This window comes from Winogradskyella eckloniae, assembly GCF_013249045.1.
Taxonomy (GTDB): Bacteria; Bacteroidota; Bacteroidia; order Flavobacteriales; family Flavobacteriaceae; genus Winogradskyella; species Winogradskyella eckloniae.
In genome coordinates this window covers 117,835-137,395 of the sequence record NZ_JABRWP010000002.1, presented here as the reverse complement: position 1 = coordinate 137,395, position 19,561 = coordinate 117,835, and the positions used below count along the sequence as shown (strand labels likewise).

Genomic DNA, 19,561 nt, shown 5'->3' with positions numbered 1-19,561 from the left:
TTTATAAAATACTTTCGTTGACAATTCAATATAATTATATTTGTTGAAACTCAGATAAATACATGGCATCATACAATCCAAAGGATCTTTCTACTAGCCTTTTGCATAGTTACCTATTGAGTGCTGTAGCACCAAGACCAATTGCTTTTGCAAGTACAATGGATACAAATGGACTTCCTAATTTATCGCCATTTAGCTTTTTTAATGTATTCAGTGCAAATCCGCCTATATTAATATTTTCTCCTGCCAGACGTGTAAGAGATAATACTATTAAGCATACTTTAGAAAATGTTGAAGCCACAAAAGAAGTGGTTATCAATGTGGTTAATTACGATATTGTTCAGCAAATGTCATTAACTAGTACAGAGTATCCTAAAGGCACTAATGAGTTTGAAAAAGCAGGTTTAACCATGGTAGCCTCAGACATAGTTAAACCATTTAGGGTGGCAGAATCTCCTATTCAATTAGAATGTAAAGTCAATGAAATTGTAAAATTAGGAACGGAAGGAGGCGCCGGAAACTTAGTGATCTGTGAAGTCGTAAAACTTCATATTTCTGAAGACGTTTTAAATACTGACCAAACAGTGAACCAAGAAGCTTTAGATTTAGTAGCTAGAGCAGGCGGAAGTTATTACAGTAGAGCAAAAAAAGGCTTTTTTGAAATCCCAAAACCTTTACAAAAAATGGGAATAGGTGTAGATAATATGCCAGATCACGTAAAAAATAGCATGATTTTAACAGGCAATAATCTTGGAATGCTTGCCAATGTTGAAGCATTACCAAGTAAAGAAGAAGTTGATCAATTTGTGAGTGATATTAGTGAACGTTATCCAGATATCAAAACAAGATCGCATAGAGAAAAACATAAATTGGCTCGAAATTATTTGAGCTTTGGAGACGTAAAAAGTGCTTGGAAGTTATTACTTTCGTAGCCTGAAATAAAAAAGAATTATTTAAATTATAGATTAAGCAAAAATGGAAGTACAAGGACGTATTAAATTGGTTGGAGAGACTCAGACTTTTGGTAGCAATGGGTTTAGAAAAAGAGAAGTTGTAGTCACTACAGAAGAGCAGTACCCTCAGCATATTATGGTAGAATTTGTTCAGGATAAATGTGATTTATTAAACAACTACAAGGAAGGACAGCAAGTTAAAATAAACATCAATTTAAGAGGAAGAGAATGGGTAAACCCTCAAGGTGAAACAAAATATTTTAATTCTATTCAAGGTTGGAGAATTGAAGCATTACAACCTGCAGCAAGTGGAGAGATGCCTCCTGTAGCACCTGCAGAAGCTTTTGAACCTGTAAGTGATCTAAACGAAGGCGATAACGACGATTTACCTTTTTAATTATAAAAAATTTCACTTAAAAAAGACCTGCTTTAAGAAAAAGCAGGTCTTTTTTTGCGCTTTAAACATAAAAAGTCCTGATGGTTAGTCAGGACTTAATAATTTGGTTTTAGGTTTGATCCCAATAAATAAATTAAAAAAAAAGCAATGATGAACAAAAATTTAATTTATTAAGATCTTACCAAATATGCAGAAAATTCTTTTAGTTTCAAAGCTAAAAAAGCCTTAATTTCACTGTTATAAGCTGAATTTCAACAAGAGACATGCACATTCTTACGAAAAACATAGAATTTCCTGACATTTCAGAAGCTGCAGCAGATGGGCTTTTAGCCGTAGGTGGCGATTTATCTACAGAGCGCTTATTACATGCCTATAATAAGGGAATTTTTCCATGGTTTGATCCTGCAGAACCCATACTTTGGTGGTCACCAGACCCTCGATTTGTTTTATTCCCGAAAGACTTAAAGGTCTCTAAAAGCATGAAACAAATATTAAAAAAATCATCTTTTAAAGTCACTATTAACAAAGCATTTAAAGATGTCATAGAAAATTGTGCCCAAGCCAAACGCAAAAATCAATATGGCACATGGATTACAAAAGAGATGATTAATGCTTATCTTAAATTGCACAAGCTTGGCTATGCAAAATCTATAGAGGTTTGGCAAAACAATAAATTAGTTGGTGGTTTATATGGTATTGAAACCAATGATTCCGTGTTCTGTGGTGAAAGTATGTTTGCAAAAGTAAGTAACGCTAGCAAAGTTGGCTTTATAACGTTTATCCAAAATTCTCAGTACAAAATTATTGATTGTCAATTACACACCAAACATTTAGAAAGTTTAGGAGCGCAACATATTTCTAGAGCTGAGTTTGTAAACTATCTATAATTGTTTGCTACACTTCATGATACCTAAAACAAGAAACTTCATGATCATTTACCATGCCTGTAGCTTGCATGTGTGCATATATAACTGTAGAACCAACAAACTTAAAGCCTCTCTTTTTTAAATCTTTACTTATCGCATCACTTAATGGTGTGTTGGCAGGTGCATTTTTATAATTCTCTACTGCATTTTTAATGGGCTGTCCATCTACAAAACCCCAAATATATTTTGAAAACGAACCAAATTCTTCTTGAATTTTAATGAATGCCTGAGCATTAGTTACCGTCGCTTTTACCTTTAATTTATTTCTAATTATACCAGTATCTTGTAATAGAGCTTCAACTTTATCAGTATTGTACTTGGCAATTTTTTTATAGTTAAATTCATCAAAAGCTTTTCTAAAATTCTCTCGCTTTTTTAAAACAGTAATCCAACTTAAACCAGCTTGAAACGTTTCTAACATTAAAAACTCAAACAACGTATCATCATCATAAACAGGTGTTCCCCATTCTTCATCATGATAGGCTTCATACAAATCATTACCTAGGCACCAACCACATCTGTTTTTATTCATTTTGTAAGGAATTATGTTTTATACTACTAATGTAACAACAGTTGCACAAATAAATGCATCTTAATTTTATTTTTGTTATATGAACACAGATACACTCGCAATAAACACAATTATTTCAGAAAGTCTAAAAAATAGTATGACTTATGCTGAATATAGAGATTTAGTTTCAACTTTAGTAGAAGAAAAATCAACTACTGGACCAAATAAAACCGAGAATTTAGTAACATACACCATGCTAAATGACAGACGTATGAAACGTTGGGATAAAACGACCAAAATAACAGAAGACGCGTCATCTTTTATTTCATCCTTTGATAAAAAAATAACTTGGTTAGTGCTTACCGAAAGTTGGTGTGGTGATGCTGCACATATAATGCCTGTGATTAATAAAGTCGCAGAGCTTAATGATACTATTGATTACAAAGTGGTCCTTAGAGATGAAAATGAAGCTTTAATGAATCAGTTTTTAACAAATGGAGGCCAAGCTATACCAAAGTTAATAATGCTAGATTCTGAAACACATGAAGTCTTAAACACTTTTGGACCAAGACCAACAGTTGCAACAGATTTAGTAAACGCATATAAAGCAGAACATGGTTCAGTAACTGCTGAATTTAAGGAAGATTTACAACGCTGGTATAATAAAGACAAAGGGCAATCTACAGTAAGTGATTTAGTAAACTTATTGAGCTAACACTTTATTTACCTTTAAATAAAAAGGTAATTGTACCTAATTGGTCTTTGCGCTCAGAACGATCAAATTCTACTGATTTTGCATACGCAATTGCATGGTCTACTAAACATTTATTACTAGAGTTAGAAGAACCATTTACATAGGCATCATAAACGTTACCAGAGCCATTAACTTTAATGTTAACCACAATTTTACCACCTACTTCGCAGAGGTAACGTGGTATTTTATAATATGCCAATGTTCGTCCTTTTAAAGAATAGGTTAAGGTGCCTTTGTTTTTAGCATGCTCATCGGCTTGCTTTTTATTTTTTAAACGCTGTTGTAATTCTTCTTGAAGCTTTTTGTATGAATTTGTTTCATCCGTATTTAAAGCATAGTCGCCTGTATTTGTATACGATTTACTAACACTTTTCGTTTCTTCTACAGCGTCTTCGCTTTCTCTTGCCTCTTCTATAGCCTTCGTTGTACGCTCAAAATCATTTGCACTAACCGATTTAAAGTTACGCATCATGTCTTTGTATTCTTGATCTTCATTAAATGCCTTATTTGTTGACTCCGCATTTAAATCTTCAAGCTTTTTAATGTCTTCTTCTGTTTTTTCTGGTTCGGGTTCTAGCAGATAATAGCTTTCGCTTATAAGATCTCCCTTCAGTTTTAATTGTGCACTAAACAATACAAGCACTACAATGCCTGAAAGAAGAATTGTAATGATTAATGCCTTATGTTTATCTAGTAAGTTCAGCGGAGTAAGCGATTTTTAAAATATATACGAATATAATAACGAAATAGTTTAAATACCAATATTAAACCCTTGTTAAATCAATTGTTAGAGGGTAAACTTGCAATAAATTCTTCTGGCGTTAACCCATCATCAACGTTAAAATCGCCAATTCTTGTGCGACGTAAAGCAGATAAGTGCGCACCAGAATTTAAGGCTTTGCCAAAGTCATTTGCCAAAGATCTAATGTAAGTCCCTTTGCTACAAACCACTCTAAAATGGAGTTCTAAACCATCAATTTTAGTAATTTCAAATTCAGAAATTTCTACTTGTCTCGATTTAATATCAACCGCCTCGCCTGCTCTAGCAAACTCATACAATCGCTTTCCATCCTTTTTAAGCGCTGAAAACACTGGAGGATATTGATCTATCTTTCCTATAAATTGATGCGTAGCATTATGAATTAATTCGTCTGTAATATGTTCTGTTGGGAAGGTTTCTGTGACCTCTGTTTCTAAATCATAAGATGGTGTTGTGCCACCTAAAACAAAAGTTCCTGTATATTCTTTTTCTTGCCCTTGAAAGGTATTAATCTGTTTGGTCATTTTACCTGTACAGATCACCAACAATCCTGTTGCTAATGGATCTAAAGTACCTGCATGACCTACTTTTATTTTTTTAATATTGAAGGCATGCCTTATTTCCCAACGCAGTTTATTTACGGCCTGAAAAGAAGTCCAGGTCAATGGTTTATCTATTAGTAAGACGTGTCCGTTTAAAAAGTCCTCTTTTGTTTGCATTAGATTTGAGTCCAAATTATTGCTAAAAATCCAACAAGCACACAATATATAGCAAAATAGGTTAATTTACTTTTCTTTACTAGTGCTATCATCCATGTACAAGCAAATAAACCAGAAACAAATGCAGCGACAAACCCAATGCTTAAATAGCTAAAACTAGTACTACTAAAGGTAAGTTCTCCAGATAAGACATCTTTAGCAATTTTACCAAATATTAAAGGCACAACCATTAAAAATGAAAATCGAGCGGCTTTAGTTTTATCAATTCCTAAGAGAACAGAGGTTGATATGGTTGCTCCTGATCTAGAAATACCAGGTAACATCGCAATTCCTTGTGCTATACCAATAATAAAACCATCGGCTAAGGATACTTTTTTGTGTGTTTTCTTTGCTCTATCTGCCAAAAACAACAACAATGATGTAACGATTAACATAGCACCAACTAAGAGAATGTTATTACCAAAAAGCTGTTCAAAAACACGTTCGTATTTATAACCAATAATGACTGCCGGAATCATTGAAATGAGAATTTTTAAAGAAAACTTAGATTCTTCTGTCCATTTTAATGTCGTAATACTTGTAATGATGCCTTTAATAATCTCTAGAATATCTTTTCTAAAGATAACCATAGTACTTAAAGCTGTAGCAAAATGAAGAACTACAGTAAACATTAAACTTTCTTCTGGTATAGCATCACTGCCTAAAATGGCTTTCCCTAGCTCTAAATGACCACTAGAAGACACTGGTAAAAACTCAGTTAGTCCTTGGATAATTCCTAAAATAATAGCATCTATAATTTCCATGGGACTAAAGTATCAATTAAGGGAAGATACATGGCAAAAGTAAACAAAATGAATGTTATTTTTTGGAATCTTTATTGGGATTTAAAAGAATAGCATAAACCTGAATACCAAAACCAATAAGCACCAAAGTTGGTGCTAGACGAATACGTCGCCAACTGTAGATAGATTCATCAAAAACGTTGGGATCATCGCTTCCTCCTCCAGACATAAGAACAAATCCTATAACGATACATGCTAAGCCTATAAATAAAAATTTATAATTTTTCTTTCCGAAGATAAATTCGGTTTTAGAGTCTACTTTTCTTTTTTGCTCTCCCATTAGTTTTTAAATTCTGAATAAAGGATTTGACCATCTATCTCCAAATGTGCTATATGTCGCGTTACTCCAAATAACAGCTTTGGTAGATGCAAAGTAACGGTTTTATTTAAAACTTTTGCGTTAAGAGAATCTAAATTTAAACCAAACTCCACACCTCTATTGATATAAAAGCGTTCACCTTGGTCACCTCTAAACCCTATATCTAAACTTGGATATGCTTTAAGCGCAACTATTTTTGCAGAAACCACCTTACAGTCTGAAGGTTGTGTATTTTGAATTATACATGATTTAAAAAACAGAACTGGCACCAAAACTAAAGGCAAAACAATAATAATGGCATTTCTAACTGACGAGTTCATTGTTGTTGGTTTTCAGTTATAACGAAAAGCACAACGCTTTATTTTTTGGACTTAATAATACAACTGATCGGTCTTTAAATTTAAGAATCGTTGTGTGGCAATAAACGTACTAATCCAAGTGATAAGAATACCTAACAAGAAGATGCCAACAAAAAGAGCCACAATTAAAACAGTGTTTTTAAGTAATTCTAATTCTGGAAACGAAATATCTAAGTAATATAAAACAACTGCCATACCAGCTAAAGCCACCAATGCTCCTATTATTCCTAACTGTACACTTTTCCATACAAAAGGCTTACGAATAAAGCGTTTTGTTGCGCCAACCATTTGCATGGTTTTAATAATAAAACGTTTAGAATACACAGCTAAACGAATAGAACTATTAATTAATAATACCGCAATTAAGGTAAAAATTGCACTAATGAGTAATACCCAAAATGTAATTTTCTTAACGTTATCATTCATCAGTTCTACCAAATCATTATCATATCTAATCTCTTCAATAAACGCTTTATTAGATAGGCTTTCAGTAATTTCAGATAATTGTTCTGTAGTTACAAAATCAGCCTTTAAATGCACATCTATAGAATTCTTCAAAGGGTTATACCCAACAAAATCCATAAAATCCTCACCAGTTTCGGCTTTCATAAAATCAGCAGCTTCTTCTTTAGAAATATACAGAGCATCCTTAGTATAATCTGCCATTGCTAAACTCTTTTTTAGCTGATTTACTTCAACCTCTTTTGCCGTATCGTTAAGATAAATGGTCATTACAACCTGTTCTTTAAAGTGATCAGCTACTTTTTTAGAGTTAATAACTAAAAGACCTAAACAGCCTAATAGAAACAACACCAAGGCGATACTAATCACTACAGATATGTAAGAAGATATTAGTTTACGTTTTTGATATTTGTCAAAGGATGATGCCATATATAAATTCTGTAAAATTTTATTTTTTAATTCGCAAATCTAGCTATCATTCTTATGATTACAATGATTGCAATAATAACGGTAACAATAGCATATTTATTAGATGATGATTTCGATTTAGAAATACATGCGTCATAACGTGCTTGTTGCTCTGTATTTAGTTTAATATTTTTTAATCGATCTAAAATGCCATTAAACATCTGAAACTCTATTTCACTAGACGCCTTAAAGTGTTTTAATGCTTCACAAACGCCTAAACTATTGTTCAAAATCTCATTCTTCTTTTCTATAATCACAGGATGTTCTTTTTCAAAAATGGCTTTGTTAACGTAATTTAAAACATCATTTACCATTGATCCACTGACATTAAGAATGTCTTCGAGATTTTTATTTCCTGTGATTTTTTTATTCAATTGTTTAGATAATTCTGCAGTTGTGTCTAAACGCTCAGACAAAAATGCTACAATACGATCTGTAGTTTCAGCATTACAAAACCAAGTAGAATTTATCAATTTCACTACTTTAGATTCTTTTTTTGAGCCCAAATGTGTTGTGTAAATTTCAACAAAAGCATCGTAGTACTGCGGACTTAACCAATCTATGAATTCTGCACTAAACGTATCAATAGATGGAAACTTAACAAACGTATTAAGGTCTTTTTCCTTTATAAGTTTATTTAAAGTTTCATGCTCTAATAGAATAGCTTCAAATTTTTCGCTCATTTTTTATCTCTAAAGTTCGGTACCACGAAATTAATAAATATTACAGCGACACACGTAATTATTTCTAGATTTTTGAACGAAAATGATCGTATATTTTTTGCGCTTCTCCCTTTAATTATCAGTCAATAAGTTTAAATTTGCCACTTCAATACAAGGCGAAAAAATAATGATGTACGATTTTAAGAACATAGAGAAAAACTGGCAAAAATATTGGAAAGACAACCATACATTTAAAGCCTCAAACAACAGTGACAAACCAAAATACTACGTATTAGATATGTTTCCTTATCCTTCTGGTGCAGGTTTACATGTTGGTCACCCTTTAGGTTACATTGCTAGTGATATCTATGCACGTTATAAGCGTCATAAAGGTTTTAACGTCTTACATCCTCAAGGTTACGATAGCTTTGGTTTGCCAGCAGAACAGTACGCTATACAAACGGGTCAGCATCCTGCAATTACAACCGAAACCAATATTGCAACCTACAGAAGACAGTTAGACCAAATTGGGTTTTCTTTTGATTGGAGTCGAAAAGTAAGAACTAGTAATCCTGAATATTACAAATGGACACAGTGGATTTTTATTCAATTATTTGAATCTTGGTACAACAATGAATCAAATAAAGCCGAAGACATAAAAATTTTAGTTTCAAAATTTGAAGCTGAAGGCAATGCAACCGTAAATGCAGCTTGCGATGAAAATATTGAACCTTTTACTGCAGCAGAATGGAACGCTTTTTCTGAAGTTGAAAAACAAGAAGTCCTCTTAAAATACAGATTAACTTATTTAGCAGAAACCGAAGTCAACTGGTGCCCAGCTTTAGGAACCGTTTTAGCTAACGACGAAATTGTAAATGGCGTTTCTGAACGTGGAAGCCATCCTGTGGTGCGTAAAAAAATGACACAATGGAGCATGCGAATTTCAGCTTACGCAGAACGTTTGCTACAAGGCTTAGATACTATTGACTGGACAGATGCATTAAAGGATATTCAAAAAAACTGGATTGGGAAATCGGTTGGTGCTTCTGTAACATTTAATGTGAATGGACACAATGAAAAAATAGACGTATTTACAACAAGACCAGATACTATTTTCGGCGTGTCGTTTATGACCCTTGCACCAGAACATGAGTTAGTATCACAAATCACAACAGCAGAACAAAAAGCAGACGTTGAAGCGTACATAGAAGCTACAGCAAAACGAAGCGAACGCGATCGTATGGCAGATGTAAAAACCATTTCTGGTGTATTTACAGGTGCTTATGCAGAACATCCGTTTTCTAAAGAACCGATTCCTATCTGGATAGGCGATTATGTACTAGCGAGCTACGGAACAGGCGCAGTTATGGCTGTACCTTGTGGCGACCAACGTGATTTTGATTTTGCAAAACACTTCGGAATTCCAATTCCTAATATTTTTGATTTATCAAATATTAAAGGTACTAGTGAGAATTCTCCGCTTTCGGAGGAGTTAGAAGAGGCATTTACCTCTAAAGACAACGTAAAAATTGTCAATAGTGATTTCCTTAACGGCATGAACTACAAAAAAGCAAGCAAACGTGCCATCTACGAACTTGAGCAATTAGGTCAAGGCGAAGGAAAAACCAATTACAGATTACGAGACGCTGTGTTTTCTCGTCAACGTTATTGGGGCGAACCTTTCCCAGTGTATTATGTAAATGGCATGCCTCAAATGATAGAGGCTGAACATTTACCAATTAAATTACCCGAAGTAGAAAAATATTTACCAACCGAAGAAGGCGAACCACCTTTAGGACGTGCAGATGTTTGGGCTTGGGACACCACTCAGTCTTTAGTTGTTAGTAATGAGTTGATAGACCACAAAACAATATTTCCTTTAGAACTCAACACCATGCCAGGTTGGGCAGGAAGTTCTTGGTATTTCTTCCGTTATATGGAAGATGCAGCCAATAGAGATGGTGTTTTTGCAAGTGAAGAAGCCTTAAACTATTGGGAAAATGTAGATTTATACATTGGAGGTAGTGAACATGCAACTGGTCATTTATTATACTCTCGTTTTTGGGTAAAATTATTAAAAGATAGAGGTTTTGTTAATATTGAAGAACCTTTTAAAAAGCTAATTAACCAAGGCATGATTTTGGGAACTAGTGCTTTTGTTTATGAATTTATAAAAGAAAAAATTGACATATCAACAACTATAACTTCTGGTTTCAACAAGAGTATATTCATTTCTCATAGAATAATTCAAAAGATTGAATCCCTACCTCTTGAAGAGAGAGAAATATATATTGACTCAAAACTTAAAAACAAATTTCTTTCAATAATCAGTCAAGAACAATTTGATAAGTGTAAAGATTCAATCAAATTTCCTAAGAGAGATACTCGTGCATTACATGTAGACGTATCTCTAATTAATTCATCAGATGAGTTAGACATTGAAGGATTTAAAAATTGGAGGACTGATTTTCAAAATGCAGAATTTATAACGGACGATGATGGTACTATTAAAGTTTCAAGAGATGTCGAAAAAATGTCCAAATCAAAATACAATGTTGTTAATCCTGATGATATTGTAGCAGATTATGGCGCAGACAGTTTACGTTTATACGAAATGTTCTTAGGACCATTAGAGCAATACAAACCTTGGAATACTGCTGGTATTACTGGTGTTCATGGTTTTCTTAAAAAACTTTGGAAGCTGTTTGTCAATGAAAACGGTTTAAAAGTAACGGATACTGAGCCAAGCAAAGACAACTTAAAAACATTACACAAAACCATAAAGAAAGTAGAAGAAGACATTGAGAATTTCTCTTTTAACACCTCTGTTTCTACCTTTATGATTGCTGTAAACGAGTTAACTTCTCAAAAGTGTACAAGTAAAGAAATATTAGAACCATTATTGGTTTTAATTTCGCCTTACGCACCACATATTGCAGAAGAATTATGGAGTCAACTAGGACATGAAGGTTCTATATCAACGGTTGATTTTCCAAAATTTGAAGCCAGTCATTTGGTAGAAAGTAGTAAAAAATATCCCATTTCGTTTAACGGTAAAATGCGTTTTACCTTAGAACTACCAATGGACATGCCTAAAGACGAAATTGAAAAAACCGTTATGGCTCATGAGAAAACCATAGCACAATTAGATGGTAGAACACCTAAAAAGATAATTGTGGTTCCTGGCAAAATTGTAAATATTGTTGGGTAAACTTTTAAAACATATCATCATAACTTTGCTTCCAATTATAGGTTGGTCTCAAAGTTATGTTGGTACTGTTGGCAATTATCCTATTCATCTAGAAGTTACAGTTTATCCAAACGCAAACGACACAACTTCAGGCGAATTAGAAGGTTTCTATTTTTACGATTCTAAATTAATTAGCATTCCTGTTTCTGGTAGTTATAACAAAGAAAGCATCACGTTAATTGATGATTACTATTTTACACCAGAAAAAGTGTTTGATGCCAACGAAGTTTTCGAGTTAAAGAAAAAGAAAAACCAACTCATTGGCACTTTAAAAATAAAAGAAGAATCTTTCAAAGTTGTTCTAACCGAAACCAGCCAAGAACCCTTAGAAGACTTTAGAAACCCCAAACTAAACTTTGTAAAAGATAGTGTTGTTAAATATAAGGGTAAACAATTAATTTGGTTTACAGAACACTATTCTAAATTGCCTTTGTTTAGATTAGGCAACGGCTTTACAAAAGCACAACGAGATACGTTCAATCCTATTTTAGATGCTATTCACTTATCAGATGCTAAGGACAAATTAGATTGCAATACATGGTTTGAGATGTCTTATGACATCAATTTGGTTAATACTAGTTTTATAAGCTATTTAAAACATTACAGCGTGTATTGTGGTGGCGCACATCCTTCGTATGGCAACGTTGGTTATACATTTAATCTTGAAACATTAGAGGTTGTTGTGGATATAGAATCACTATTCCCAGAGGTTGATTTCTTTCAGAAATTAAAGGAAAAATATCAAAATACCGAAAATGATGTTGCAGATGAAGAATGTGAAACTTTTGTCAATGATAGTTATTGGCAATACAAAACATGGAATTTAACCTCAGAAGGTGTACTACTAATTCCTAATTATCCACATGCTATGACACCTTGCGAAGACCTCTATTTTCTGAGTTACGCTGAACTAACCAAAGCGTGATCTTATGTATTTAGACCAACCTTCGGAAAAAGAAACCTCAACAAAAAAAGACCGTAAAAGGGTAATTGATTTTTTTGATTTTAAAAATAATCAAGTGAACCAAGTGGGTCTTATACTATTTATATCCTTTGTAATAAGCTCCTCATTAATTTATGTTTTTGAAAATCGTTTTACGACAAACGCTTGGAAACAAAATCCAATGCAGCGTTACCGACTCGTAGAGGATTTAATTGATCGTGAGCTATTAAAAAACAACTCTAGACAAGAGGTAATTTCTAAATTGGGTACACCCAAAATTCTAGGCACATCTACAAATGACCAATATAATTATTACATAGGCACAGGTCTCACCGTAAATTCTAACAAAACGGCAATGCTTAGTGTCTTTTTTGAAAATAACAAGGTCACTAAAGTTATGTTACTTCCTAAATCTAACTAACTCAATATGAGGTATTTTACGGTAATCGAAGCTTTTTAACTTTGGTCGAATATCATATTGCACTGAAAACGAATACACTTTTTAGAAGTTTTTAAAATATTAACATAAATATATTAATTCCGTAAAAATGATTTCAAAATAGGGTCGAAATTTGGAACAACAGATTTTTTAATAGTAATTTTCGAAAGCTATTAATCTAATAATCTTCAAAAAGGAAACGCGTTAACATAGCATGATGGTTTGCGATCCGTCTATGAATTACAAATTTCATTTTTTAGATTTATTAAACTAAAAAAAACGTAACAAATGAAAATCGGAGTCCCAAAGGAAATCAAGAACAATGAAAACAGAGTTGGTATGACACCAGCAGGTGTTTTTGAATTAACAAAAAACAAACATGTAGTTTATGTACAAAAAAGTGCTGGTTTTGGCAGTGGTTTTTCTGACTTAGATTATATAGATGCAGGAGCAATTGTACTCGATACAATTGAAGAAGTTTATGCATCAAGTGATATGATTGTAAAAGTAAAAGAACCTATTGCTGAAGAGTATCCTTTAATACAATCGCATCATGTAGTGTTTACTTATTTTCATTTTGCCTCTAGTGAGCCTTTAACCAAAGCAATGCTAAAAAGTAAAGCCGTTTGCATAGCTTATGAAACTGTAGAAGACAAAGACGGTTCTTTACCATTATTAACACCAATGTCTGAGGTTGCAGGACGAATGGCAATTCAGCAAGGTGCTAAATACTTAGAAAAACCAATTAAAGGACGTGGTGTATTATTAGGAGGTGTGCCAGGTGTTCCTCCTGGACGCGTTTTAGTATTAGGAGCTGGAGTCGTTGGTATACAAGCCGCGAAAATGGCAGCTGGTTTAGGAGCGCATGTTACCATTATGGATATTAACATGAAACAATTACGTTATGTAAACGATGTTATGCCTAGCCATGTGGTAACAGAATTCTCTAGCGAATACAACATTAGAAAACGTATTAAAGATCATGATTTAATTGTTGGTGGTGTTTTACTAAAAGGAGCAAAAGCGCCTAAACTAATATCGAGAGATATGCTTAAAGACATGCGACCAGGTACTGTATTGGTCGATGTTGCTGTAGATCAAGGTGGTTGTATGGAAACAACAAAAGCAACTACGCATGAGGATCCAACGTATATCATAGACGATGTTGTTCATTATTGCGTGGCCAATATGCCAGGTGCTGTACCTTACACGTCAACTTTAGCATTAACAAACGTGACATTACCATATGTATTACGTTTAGCAAACCAAGGATGGGAAAAAGCCTGTGAAAAAGACCCAATGCTAGCTAAAGGATTAAACATTGTAGATGGTAAAATAGTTTACGAAGAAATCGCTGAAGCTTTCAACTGGTCGGTAGACGCTATATAATATTAAATCCTGTCATAATTTTAACTGACAATATTTCCTAACTCATTTTTGGCTTACTATTTGTTATATTTACAATTGTAAATTCAAAATTCGATTAAAATTATGATGGGTTATTATATCATTGCAGGTGCGATCTTTTTAGTAAGTACATTTGTAAGCAGAAAATTAAAAAGCAAATTTGAGTATTATTCTAAGGTAAGTCTTAGAAATGGACTCAGTGGTAGAGAAATTGCAGAGAAAATGTTAGCTGATAATGGTATCTATGATGTCGAAGTCATATCAACACCAGGCCAACTTACAGATCATTACAATCCTGCAAATAAAACCGTAAACCTAAGTGAAGTTGTATACAATCAACGTAACGCTTCTGCTGCAGCAGTTGCTGCGCACGAAGTTGGGCACGCTGTACAACATGCAACGGCCTATAGCTGGTTAAAAATGAGATCTGCTATTGTGCCAGCTGTTGGTATCAGTAGTAAATTCTCTAACATAGTGATTATGGCTGGTTTATTTTTATCAGCTTCTGGTACTGTTTTTGGCAATACCGTTTTCTTAGCTGGTATTGTTCTTTTTGGCATTACCACCTTGTTTACTTTTATTACTTTACCTGTTGAATACGACGCAAGTAATAGAGCTTTAGCTTGGTTAAAAAACAAAAACATGGTAACGCCTGAAGAATATAAAGGTTCTGAAGATGCGCTTAAATGGGCTGCAAGAACGTATTTAGTTGCGGCATTAGGTTCATTAGCCACTTTGCTTTACTTTGTAAGTATCTTTTTAAACCGACGTTAAATTTAGTTCACTTTCTTAATAAAATATCTTTAAAAGCTTTGATTTTCAAAGCTTTTATTTTGTTTTCAATTTTGAAAACACCTACATTTATATAACTAATCTTATTAAAATACTATGGAAAATCAAATCCCAAACCAATCACCTCAAAAAATATTGATCGGAAATCTATCGGAAGCAGATCGTGTTGCCTTCTACAAAAAGACGTATACACATGTGGCAGGAGGTGTACTTGTATTTGTATTGTTTGAGTACTTATTATTTCAAAGTGATACTATAGTTAACTTTATGCTCTCTATGACGCAAGGTTATAAATGGCTATTATTGTTAGGAGGATTTATGCTAGCAACAAACTATGCTGAAAGTATGGCATTGAAAACTTCAGACAAAAACATGCAATACCTAGCTTATGGGATATACATCTTTTTTGAAGCTTTAATTTTTATACCTATGATAGCCATAGCAGCAATGTATATGGATTCTGGACCAGAAATTCTTCAACAAGCAGCCATAGTTACTTTAGCGTTATTTACAGGTTTATCTGCCGCAGTGTTATTAACAAAGACCGATTTTTCATTTTTAAAAACAGGACTAACCATTGGCTTCTTTATTGCCATAGGCTTAATTATAGCTGGTGCGCTCTTTGGATTTAATTTAGGATTATGGTTTTCAGTTGGTATGTGTTTACTCGCAGGAGGCTCTATATTATACCAAACCTCTAACCTAGTAAAAACCTATGGTGTTGAAGATTATATACCAGCAGCTTTAGGATTGTTCGCATCATTAATGCTATTATTCTGGTATATATTAAGAATATTTATGTCTAGAGATTAAAAACAGTTTACTTCTAGCAAAAAAAAGCCTAACACAAAGTATGTGTTAGGCTTTTTTTAGTGCTACATATTTAATTTTAACCAAAAACAAGTTCTAAATACGCTTTAAGGGTAATATAGAACACAATGTTATTAATTCTATTGTTTTCTATAGCTAACATTGCACATACATTTGCACCCCATTTATAAAACCCCAAACAAAAGGAATAAATAGTTAGATTATGAAAACAAATAACAGAATTGTAGTAGAAAGTAAAGTTGGAACAAAGACATTAAAATTTGGAAATGCCAGTTCATTGGTGTGGAATACAAAACGTCGTTTCAAATAAGTATAGCATTTACTTTAAATACAAAAAGCCCAATTGAAAATTCAATTGGGCTTTTTTTAATAGATATTATTTGATTTTGTTACCATCTTTATCATAAAAATGGTATTCAAGATAAGTGTAAGCATCTCTAGGTAAAACTTTTACCCATTTTTTGTGTTCAACAAACCACTTTGAACGTACTGATGGAAACCCTTTGGTTAAAAAGGCTGCTATAAAAGGATGTGTATTAAGTGTAACCTTTTTATAGTCTTTTTTGAAAACACGCTCTAGGTCTTGATTGATTCGTTCTACCACTTTAATTGGCGCTTCGATTTCATCACCTCCTACAAGGTTTGGGTTTTCTTCTTTCGTTTTAATATTACGTTCTGGCCTAACGCGCTGTCTGGTTATTTGCACTAAACCAAACTTACTCGGCGGTAATATTTTATGCTTTGCTTTGTCATCTTTCATCTCATCTCTAAGATAATTGAAAAGCTTTTTTCTGTTCTCTGCTTTACCCATATCTATAAAGTCGATTACAATTATGCCTCCCATATCACGTAATCGTAATTGGCGAGCAATTTCTTGGGCAGAAATCATATTGACTTCTAAAGCAGTATCTTCTTGGTTCTTCTCTTTGTTAGAGCGATTACCACTGTTTACATCTACAACATGTAGGGCTTCGGTATGTTCAATAACCAAATAGGCGCCTTTTGCCATAGATACGGTTCGTCCGAATGATGTTTTTATTTGGCGTTCAATGCCAAATTTTTCGAAAATAGGAACACCATTTTTATAGTATTTTACTATAGACTCTTTGTTTGGTGCAATTTGTTGCACATAATCTTTTACTTGTAAGTACAACGCTTCATCATCGACCACTATACCAGAGAATGAATCATTAAAAATATCTCTCAAAATAGAGGACGCTTTATTCATTTCTCCCAATACTTTAGTTGGGTGATGTGCTTTGTACAATTTTTTACACATTGCTGTCCATCGATCCAGCAAATTCTGTAAATCACTATCGAGCTCGGCAACTTTCTTGCCTTCAGCTACAGTACGTATAATAACGCCAAACCCCTTAGGTGTAATACTTTTAACAAGTCTTTTTAAGCGATCTTTTTCTTCTTGCGATTCAATTTTTTGAGAAATTGATATACGGTTAGAAAAAGGCACTAAGACAATGTATCTGCCTGCAATAGACAATTCTGAACTAATGCGAGGTCCTTTTGTAGAGATTGGTTCTTTTACTACTTGTACTAATATGGATTGATTAGATTTTATGGCATGTGCAATGGTGCCATTTTTATCTAAATCTTTCTCCATAGGAAAATCTTTAAGGGTATAATCCCTTAATTTACCTGTGCTTACACGTTTAATGAATTTTAAAAGAGAAGGCAATTGTGGTCCGAGATCATGATAGTGTAAAAAACCATCTTTCTCATAGCCAACGTTAACAAACGCAGCATTTAAACCAGACATAACTTTCCTAATTTTGGCAATAAAAATATCACCAACTGCAAAGTCATTATCCTCTTCGTCTTTATGTAATTCAATAAGTTTTCCATCTTTTAATAAGGCAAAATCAACAATATCTGAACTCGATCTTACGATTAACTCTTTGTTCATAATGTTAATTTATATCTAACTCTTCATTGAGATAGATGGATTTTACTAAATTATTTGACACAGGATTAATATCCAACAAATTATACAGCACTCTATTAAATGCTGTTAATTCTATATCAAAGAACGTTTCTTTAAAACTGAAAAAAGTAGTTATAAAACTACTTTTAACAATTTATTTCTTTTTATGACGATTAGCGCGTCTACGTTTTTTACGCTTATGCGTCGCTACCTTGTGTCTTTTTCTTTTTTTACCACTTGGCATAATAAATAATGCTTTTTAAATTAATATTTAGTTTAATGTTTTCTTTAGTTAACCTCAACATTAGATTTAACGCCTTCTAAAAATACTTTAGCCGGCTTAAATGCTGGTATGTTGTGAGCTGGAATTTTTATTGTAGTATTTTTTGAAATATTACGACCTGTTTTTTCAGCTCTTGTTTTAATGATGAAACTTCCAAAACCTCTTAAATAAACGTTATCTCCGCTTTCTAAAGATGTTTTTACTTCTTCCATAAACGTTTCAACTGTTGCTTGAACGTCTCCTTTCTCGATACCTAACTTGTCAGATATTTTTGCTACCAAATCGGCTTTTGTCATTACTATTAGTTTTAGGGTTACTATTAAATTCTAAGGGATTGCAAATATATGTAATTTAATTTCAATATTTCAAACGTAATTAATTAAAATTTAAGATGATAAACATTTAATTTTGCTTTAACACTTAAAATGTAAAATGGATTTTAAATATAAATTAATTAGCTGGTACTCAGACAACAAGCGACAAATGCCATGGCGAGAGACTAAGAATCCATATTATATTTGGCTTTCAGAAATCATTTTACAACAAACTCAAGTAAAACAAGGTCTTCCATATTATGAAAATTTCGTCGCAAAATACCCTACAATTTTTGATCTCGCTTCAGCATCAGAAACTGAAGTTCTAAAATTATGGCAAGGTTTAGGGTATTACTCTAGAGCGCGAAACCTACATAGTACCGCAAAACATATTGTAGCGACCTTTAATGGTGTTTTTCCAAACACCTATAAAGCGTTATTAAAATTAAAAGGTGTTGGCGATTACACCGCCAGCGCTATAGCATCTTTTGCTTTTAAAGAAGTTACTGCTGTTGTAGATGGCAATGTATACAGAGTTTTATCTCGTTATTTTGGTATTGACACACCTATAAACTCAAGCACAGGAATTAAAGAATTTAAAACTTTAGCCTCTACTTTAATAGATTCTAAAAACCCAGACATTTATAACCAAGCTATTATGGAGTTTGGTGCTTTGCAATGCAAACCGAAAAATCCAGATTGCGATACGTGCCCTTTTAATGATGCCTGTGTTGCTCTCCAGAATAAAAAGGTAGATGTACTACCTGTAAAATTGAAGAAAACCAAAGTAACCATTAAGTATTTTAACTTTTTGGTATGCATTGATAAACAGGGACAAACTATTTTTGAAAAACGCACAAAAAAAGGAATTTGGCAAAACTTATATCAATTTCCGTTGATAGAGACCAAAAAAAGTCTGAATGCCAATCAATTTGAACTTTTAGATTTACCCTATCCATTTCTTCATACAAAGGACCTTGACTACACCTTATATAATAACGAAGACATTATCCATAAACTTTCGCATCAACATCTCTATACAAAATTTTGGATTTTAGAATTAACAACCTTACCAAAGGAAGCTATCCCAATTAATTCTTTATCTAAATACCCAACACCTGTACTCATCAGTCAATTTATTGAACGTTTCAATTTTTAGAACCTTAAAGAAATCACATTTTTTTATTACTTTTAAAGTAGTGATTGTTCAATTGAGTAACTTTGCAACTTA

General features: G+C 33.1%; 21 protein-coding genes. 11 read left to right on the top strand and 10 right to left on the bottom strand.

The annotated features are described in order from the left end of the window. The first annotated feature begins 62 nt into the window (after positions 1 to 62). The 3 genes from HNV08_RS03555 (at position 63) to aat (ending at position 2,237) form a co-directional block, all read left to right on the top strand. Entirely contained in the window at positions 63 to 932 is an 870-nt protein-coding gene (locus HNV08_RS03555) for a flavin reductase family protein (protein ID WP_173279794.1), read from the top strand. A gap of 43 nt (positions 933 to 975) precedes the next feature. Next, positions 976 to 1,350, top strand: a complete 375-nt coding sequence (locus HNV08_RS03550) for a DUF3127 domain-containing protein (RefSeq protein WP_173279792.1) — start codon at positions 976 to 978, stop codon at positions 1,348 to 1,350. 263 nt (positions 1,351 to 1,613) lie between these two features. After that, positions 1,614 to 2,237, top strand: a complete 624-nt coding sequence (aat, locus tag HNV08_RS03545; protein WP_173279790.1) for a leucyl/phenylalanyl-tRNA--protein transferase — start codon at positions 1,614 to 1,616, stop codon at positions 2,235 to 2,237. 7 nt (positions 2,238 to 2,244) lie between these two features. On the opposite strand, the gene HNV08_RS03540 is transcribed toward aat, so the two are convergent. Next, positions 2,245 to 2,808 (bottom strand): DNA-3-methyladenine glycosylase I, encoded by a 564-nt coding sequence (locus HNV08_RS03540; RefSeq protein ID WP_173279788.1) that lies wholly within the window; start codon positions 2,806 to 2,808, stop codon positions 2,245 to 2,247. A gap of 79 nt (positions 2,809 to 2,887) precedes the next feature. Between HNV08_RS03540 and HNV08_RS03535 the strand changes: the two genes are divergently transcribed. Continuing rightward, positions 2,888 to 3,502: a thioredoxin family protein gene (locus HNV08_RS03535; protein ID WP_173279786.1), complete on the top strand. Its 615-nt coding sequence runs from the start codon at positions 2,888 to 2,890 to the stop codon at positions 3,500 to 3,502. Between the two features lie 4 nt (positions 3,503 to 3,506). Here the strand turns inward: HNV08_RS03535 and HNV08_RS03530 are convergent, their stop codons facing one another. The 7 genes from HNV08_RS03530 to HNV08_RS03500 all read right to left on the bottom strand — a co-directional run bounded on the left by HNV08_RS03530 (position 3,507) and on the right by HNV08_RS03500 (position 8,153). Beyond that, positions 3,507 to 4,175: a hypothetical protein gene (locus HNV08_RS03530; protein ID WP_173279785.1), complete on the bottom strand. Its 669-nt coding sequence runs from the start codon at positions 4,173 to 4,175 to the stop codon at positions 3,507 to 3,509. 146 nt (positions 4,176 to 4,321) lie between these two features. After that, positions 4,322 to 5,020: a tRNA pseudouridine(55) synthase TruB gene (truB, locus tag HNV08_RS03525; protein ID WP_173279783.1), complete on the bottom strand. Its 699-nt coding sequence runs from the start codon at positions 5,018 to 5,020 to the stop codon at positions 4,322 to 4,324. Next, on the bottom strand, positions 5,020 to 5,823 hold the full coding sequence (locus tag HNV08_RS03520) for an undecaprenyl-diphosphate phosphatase (RefSeq protein ID WP_173279781.1): 804 nt from the start codon (positions 5,821 to 5,823) through the stop codon (positions 5,020 to 5,022). The genes truB and HNV08_RS03520 overlap by 1 nt, the downstream gene beginning before the upstream one ends. A 55-nt stretch (positions 5,824 to 5,878) precedes the next feature. Beyond that, positions 5,879 to 6,142: a DUF3098 domain-containing protein gene (locus tag HNV08_RS03515; RefSeq protein ID WP_173279780.1), complete on the bottom strand. Its 264-nt coding sequence runs from the start codon at positions 6,140 to 6,142 to the stop codon at positions 5,879 to 5,881. Continuing rightward, positions 6,142 to 6,501 (bottom strand): hypothetical protein, encoded by a 360-nt coding sequence (locus HNV08_RS03510; RefSeq protein WP_173279778.1) that lies wholly within the window; start codon positions 6,499 to 6,501, stop codon positions 6,142 to 6,144. Before HNV08_RS03510 ends, HNV08_RS03515 begins: the two co-directional genes overlap by 1 nt. Positions 6,502 to 6,552: 51 nt before the next feature. Next, the gene (locus HNV08_RS03505) at positions 6,553 to 7,431 is read right to left on the bottom strand and encodes a cell division protein FtsX (RefSeq protein ID WP_173279776.1); all 879 of its coding nucleotides are present in this window, start codon (positions 7,429 to 7,431) and stop codon (positions 6,553 to 6,555) included. A gap of 26 nt (positions 7,432 to 7,457) precedes the next feature. Then, positions 7,458 to 8,153 (bottom strand): hypothetical protein, encoded by a 696-nt coding sequence (locus HNV08_RS03500; RefSeq protein ID WP_173279774.1) that lies wholly within the window; start codon positions 8,151 to 8,153, stop codon positions 7,458 to 7,460. 166 nt (positions 8,154 to 8,319) lie between these two features. Here HNV08_RS03500 and HNV08_RS03495 point away from each other — a divergent pair, with 166 nt between their 5' ends. The 6 genes from HNV08_RS03495 (at position 8,320) to HNV08_RS03470 (ending at position 15,776) form a co-directional block, all read left to right on the top strand. Then, entirely contained in the window at positions 8,320 to 11,343 is a 3,024-nt protein-coding gene (locus HNV08_RS03495; protein WP_173279772.1) for a leucine--tRNA ligase, read from the top strand. A 25-nt stretch (positions 11,344 to 11,368) separates the two neighbouring features. Further along, the gene (locus HNV08_RS03490; RefSeq protein ID WP_173279770.1) at positions 11,369 to 12,307 is read left to right on the top strand and encodes a hypothetical protein; all 939 of its coding nucleotides are present in this window, start codon (positions 11,369 to 11,371) and stop codon (positions 12,305 to 12,307) included. A 4-nt stretch (positions 12,308 to 12,311) separates the two neighbouring features. Next, positions 12,312 to 12,746 (top strand): hypothetical protein, encoded by a 435-nt coding sequence (locus HNV08_RS03485; protein WP_173279769.1) that lies wholly within the window; start codon positions 12,312 to 12,314, stop codon positions 12,744 to 12,746. Between the two features lie 306 nt (positions 12,747 to 13,052). Continuing rightward, complete coding sequence (ald, locus tag HNV08_RS03480; protein ID WP_173279767.1) at positions 13,053 to 14,153, top strand: alanine dehydrogenase; 1,101 nt, start codon at positions 13,053 to 13,055, stop codon at positions 14,151 to 14,153. Between the two features lie 102 nt (positions 14,154 to 14,255). Then, complete coding sequence (locus HNV08_RS03475) at positions 14,256 to 14,945, top strand: zinc metallopeptidase (RefSeq protein WP_173279765.1); 690 nt, start codon at positions 14,256 to 14,258, stop codon at positions 14,943 to 14,945. A 114-nt stretch (positions 14,946 to 15,059) separates the two neighbouring features. After that, complete coding sequence (locus HNV08_RS03470) at positions 15,060 to 15,776, top strand: Bax inhibitor-1/YccA family protein (RefSeq protein WP_173279763.1); 717 nt, start codon at positions 15,060 to 15,062, stop codon at positions 15,774 to 15,776. 394 nt (positions 15,777 to 16,170) lie between these two features. Here HNV08_RS03470 and HNV08_RS03465 read toward each other — a convergent pair whose 3' ends face one another. Both HNV08_RS03465 and HNV08_RS03460 read right to left on the bottom strand, forming a co-directional pair. Next, the gene (locus HNV08_RS03465) at positions 16,171 to 17,715 is read right to left on the bottom strand and encodes an Rne/Rng family ribonuclease (RefSeq protein ID WP_173279761.1); all 1,545 of its coding nucleotides are present in this window, start codon (positions 17,713 to 17,715) and stop codon (positions 16,171 to 16,173) included. A 306-nt stretch (positions 17,716 to 18,021) separates the two neighbouring features. Then, the gene (locus tag HNV08_RS03460) at positions 18,022 to 18,312 is read right to left on the bottom strand and encodes an HU family DNA-binding protein (RefSeq protein WP_008270198.1); all 291 of its coding nucleotides are present in this window, start codon (positions 18,310 to 18,312) and stop codon (positions 18,022 to 18,024) included. 136 nt (positions 18,313 to 18,448) lie between these two features. Here HNV08_RS03460 and mutY point away from each other — a divergent pair, with 136 nt between their 5' ends. Beyond that, positions 18,449 to 19,489, top strand: coding sequence for an A/G-specific adenine glycosylase (gene mutY, locus HNV08_RS03455; RefSeq protein ID WP_173279758.1), 1,041 nt, complete (start codon positions 18,449 to 18,451; stop codon positions 19,487 to 19,489). The last annotated feature ends 72 nt before the right edge of the window (positions 19,490 to 19,561 follow it).

What these genes read in the sequence shown, in the direction of transcription:
- truB (WP_173279783.1), bottom strand. Translation starts at nt 5,020, where the DNA reads ATGCAAACAAAAGAGGACTTTTTAAACGGACACGTCTTACTAATAGAT.
- HNV08_RS03520 (WP_173279781.1), bottom strand. Translation starts at nt 5,823, where the DNA reads ATGGAAATTATAGATGCTATTATTTTAGGAATTATCCAAGGACTAACT.
- HNV08_RS03460 (WP_008270198.1), bottom strand. Translation starts at nt 18,312, where the DNA reads ATGACAAAAGCCGATTTGGTAGCAAAAATATCTGACAAGTTAGGTATC.
- HNV08_RS03540 (WP_173279788.1), bottom strand. Translation starts at nt 2,808, where the DNA reads ATGAATAAAAACAGATGTGGTTGGTGCCTAGGTAATGATTTGTATGAA.
- HNV08_RS03555 (WP_173279794.1), top strand. Translation starts at nt 63, where the DNA reads ATGGCATCATACAATCCAAAGGATCTTTCTACTAGCCTTTTGCATAGT.
- mutY (WP_173279758.1), top strand. Translation starts at nt 18,449, where the DNA reads ATGGATTTTAAATATAAATTAATTAGCTGGTACTCAGACAACAAGCGA.
- ald (WP_173279767.1), top strand. Translation starts at nt 13,053, where the DNA reads ATGAAAATCGGAGTCCCAAAGGAAATCAAGAACAATGAAAACAGAGTT.
- HNV08_RS03510 (WP_173279778.1), bottom strand. Translation starts at nt 6,501, where the DNA reads ATGAACTCGTCAGTTAGAAATGCCATTATTATTGTTTTGCCTTTAGTT.
- HNV08_RS03515 (WP_173279780.1), bottom strand. Translation starts at nt 6,142, where the DNA reads ATGGGAGAGCAAAAAAGAAAAGTAGACTCTAAAACCGAATTTATCTTC.
- HNV08_RS03550 (WP_173279792.1), top strand. Translation starts at nt 976, where the DNA reads ATGGAAGTACAAGGACGTATTAAATTGGTTGGAGAGACTCAGACTTTT.
- HNV08_RS03485 (WP_173279769.1), top strand. Translation starts at nt 12,312, where the DNA reads ATGTATTTAGACCAACCTTCGGAAAAAGAAACCTCAACAAAAAAAGAC.
- HNV08_RS03475 (WP_173279765.1), top strand. Translation starts at nt 14,256, where the DNA reads ATGATGGGTTATTATATCATTGCAGGTGCGATCTTTTTAGTAAGTACA.
- HNV08_RS03465 (WP_173279761.1), bottom strand. Translation starts at nt 17,715, where the DNA reads ATGAACAAAGAGTTAATCGTAAGATCGAGTTCAGATATTGTTGATTTT.
- HNV08_RS03505 (WP_173279776.1), bottom strand. Translation starts at nt 7,431, where the DNA reads ATGGCATCATCCTTTGACAAATATCAAAAACGTAAACTAATATCTTCT.
- HNV08_RS03500 (WP_173279774.1), bottom strand. Translation starts at nt 8,153, where the DNA reads ATGAGCGAAAAATTTGAAGCTATTCTATTAGAGCATGAAACTTTAAAT.
- HNV08_RS03495 (WP_173279772.1), top strand. Translation starts at nt 8,320, where the DNA reads ATGATGTACGATTTTAAGAACATAGAGAAAAACTGGCAAAAATATTGG.
- aat (WP_173279790.1), top strand. Translation starts at nt 1,614, where the DNA reads ATGCACATTCTTACGAAAAACATAGAATTTCCTGACATTTCAGAAGCT.
- HNV08_RS03470 (WP_173279763.1), top strand. Translation starts at nt 15,060, where the DNA reads ATGGAAAATCAAATCCCAAACCAATCACCTCAAAAAATATTGATCGGA.
- HNV08_RS03535 (WP_173279786.1), top strand. Translation starts at nt 2,888, where the DNA reads ATGAACACAGATACACTCGCAATAAACACAATTATTTCAGAAAGTCTA.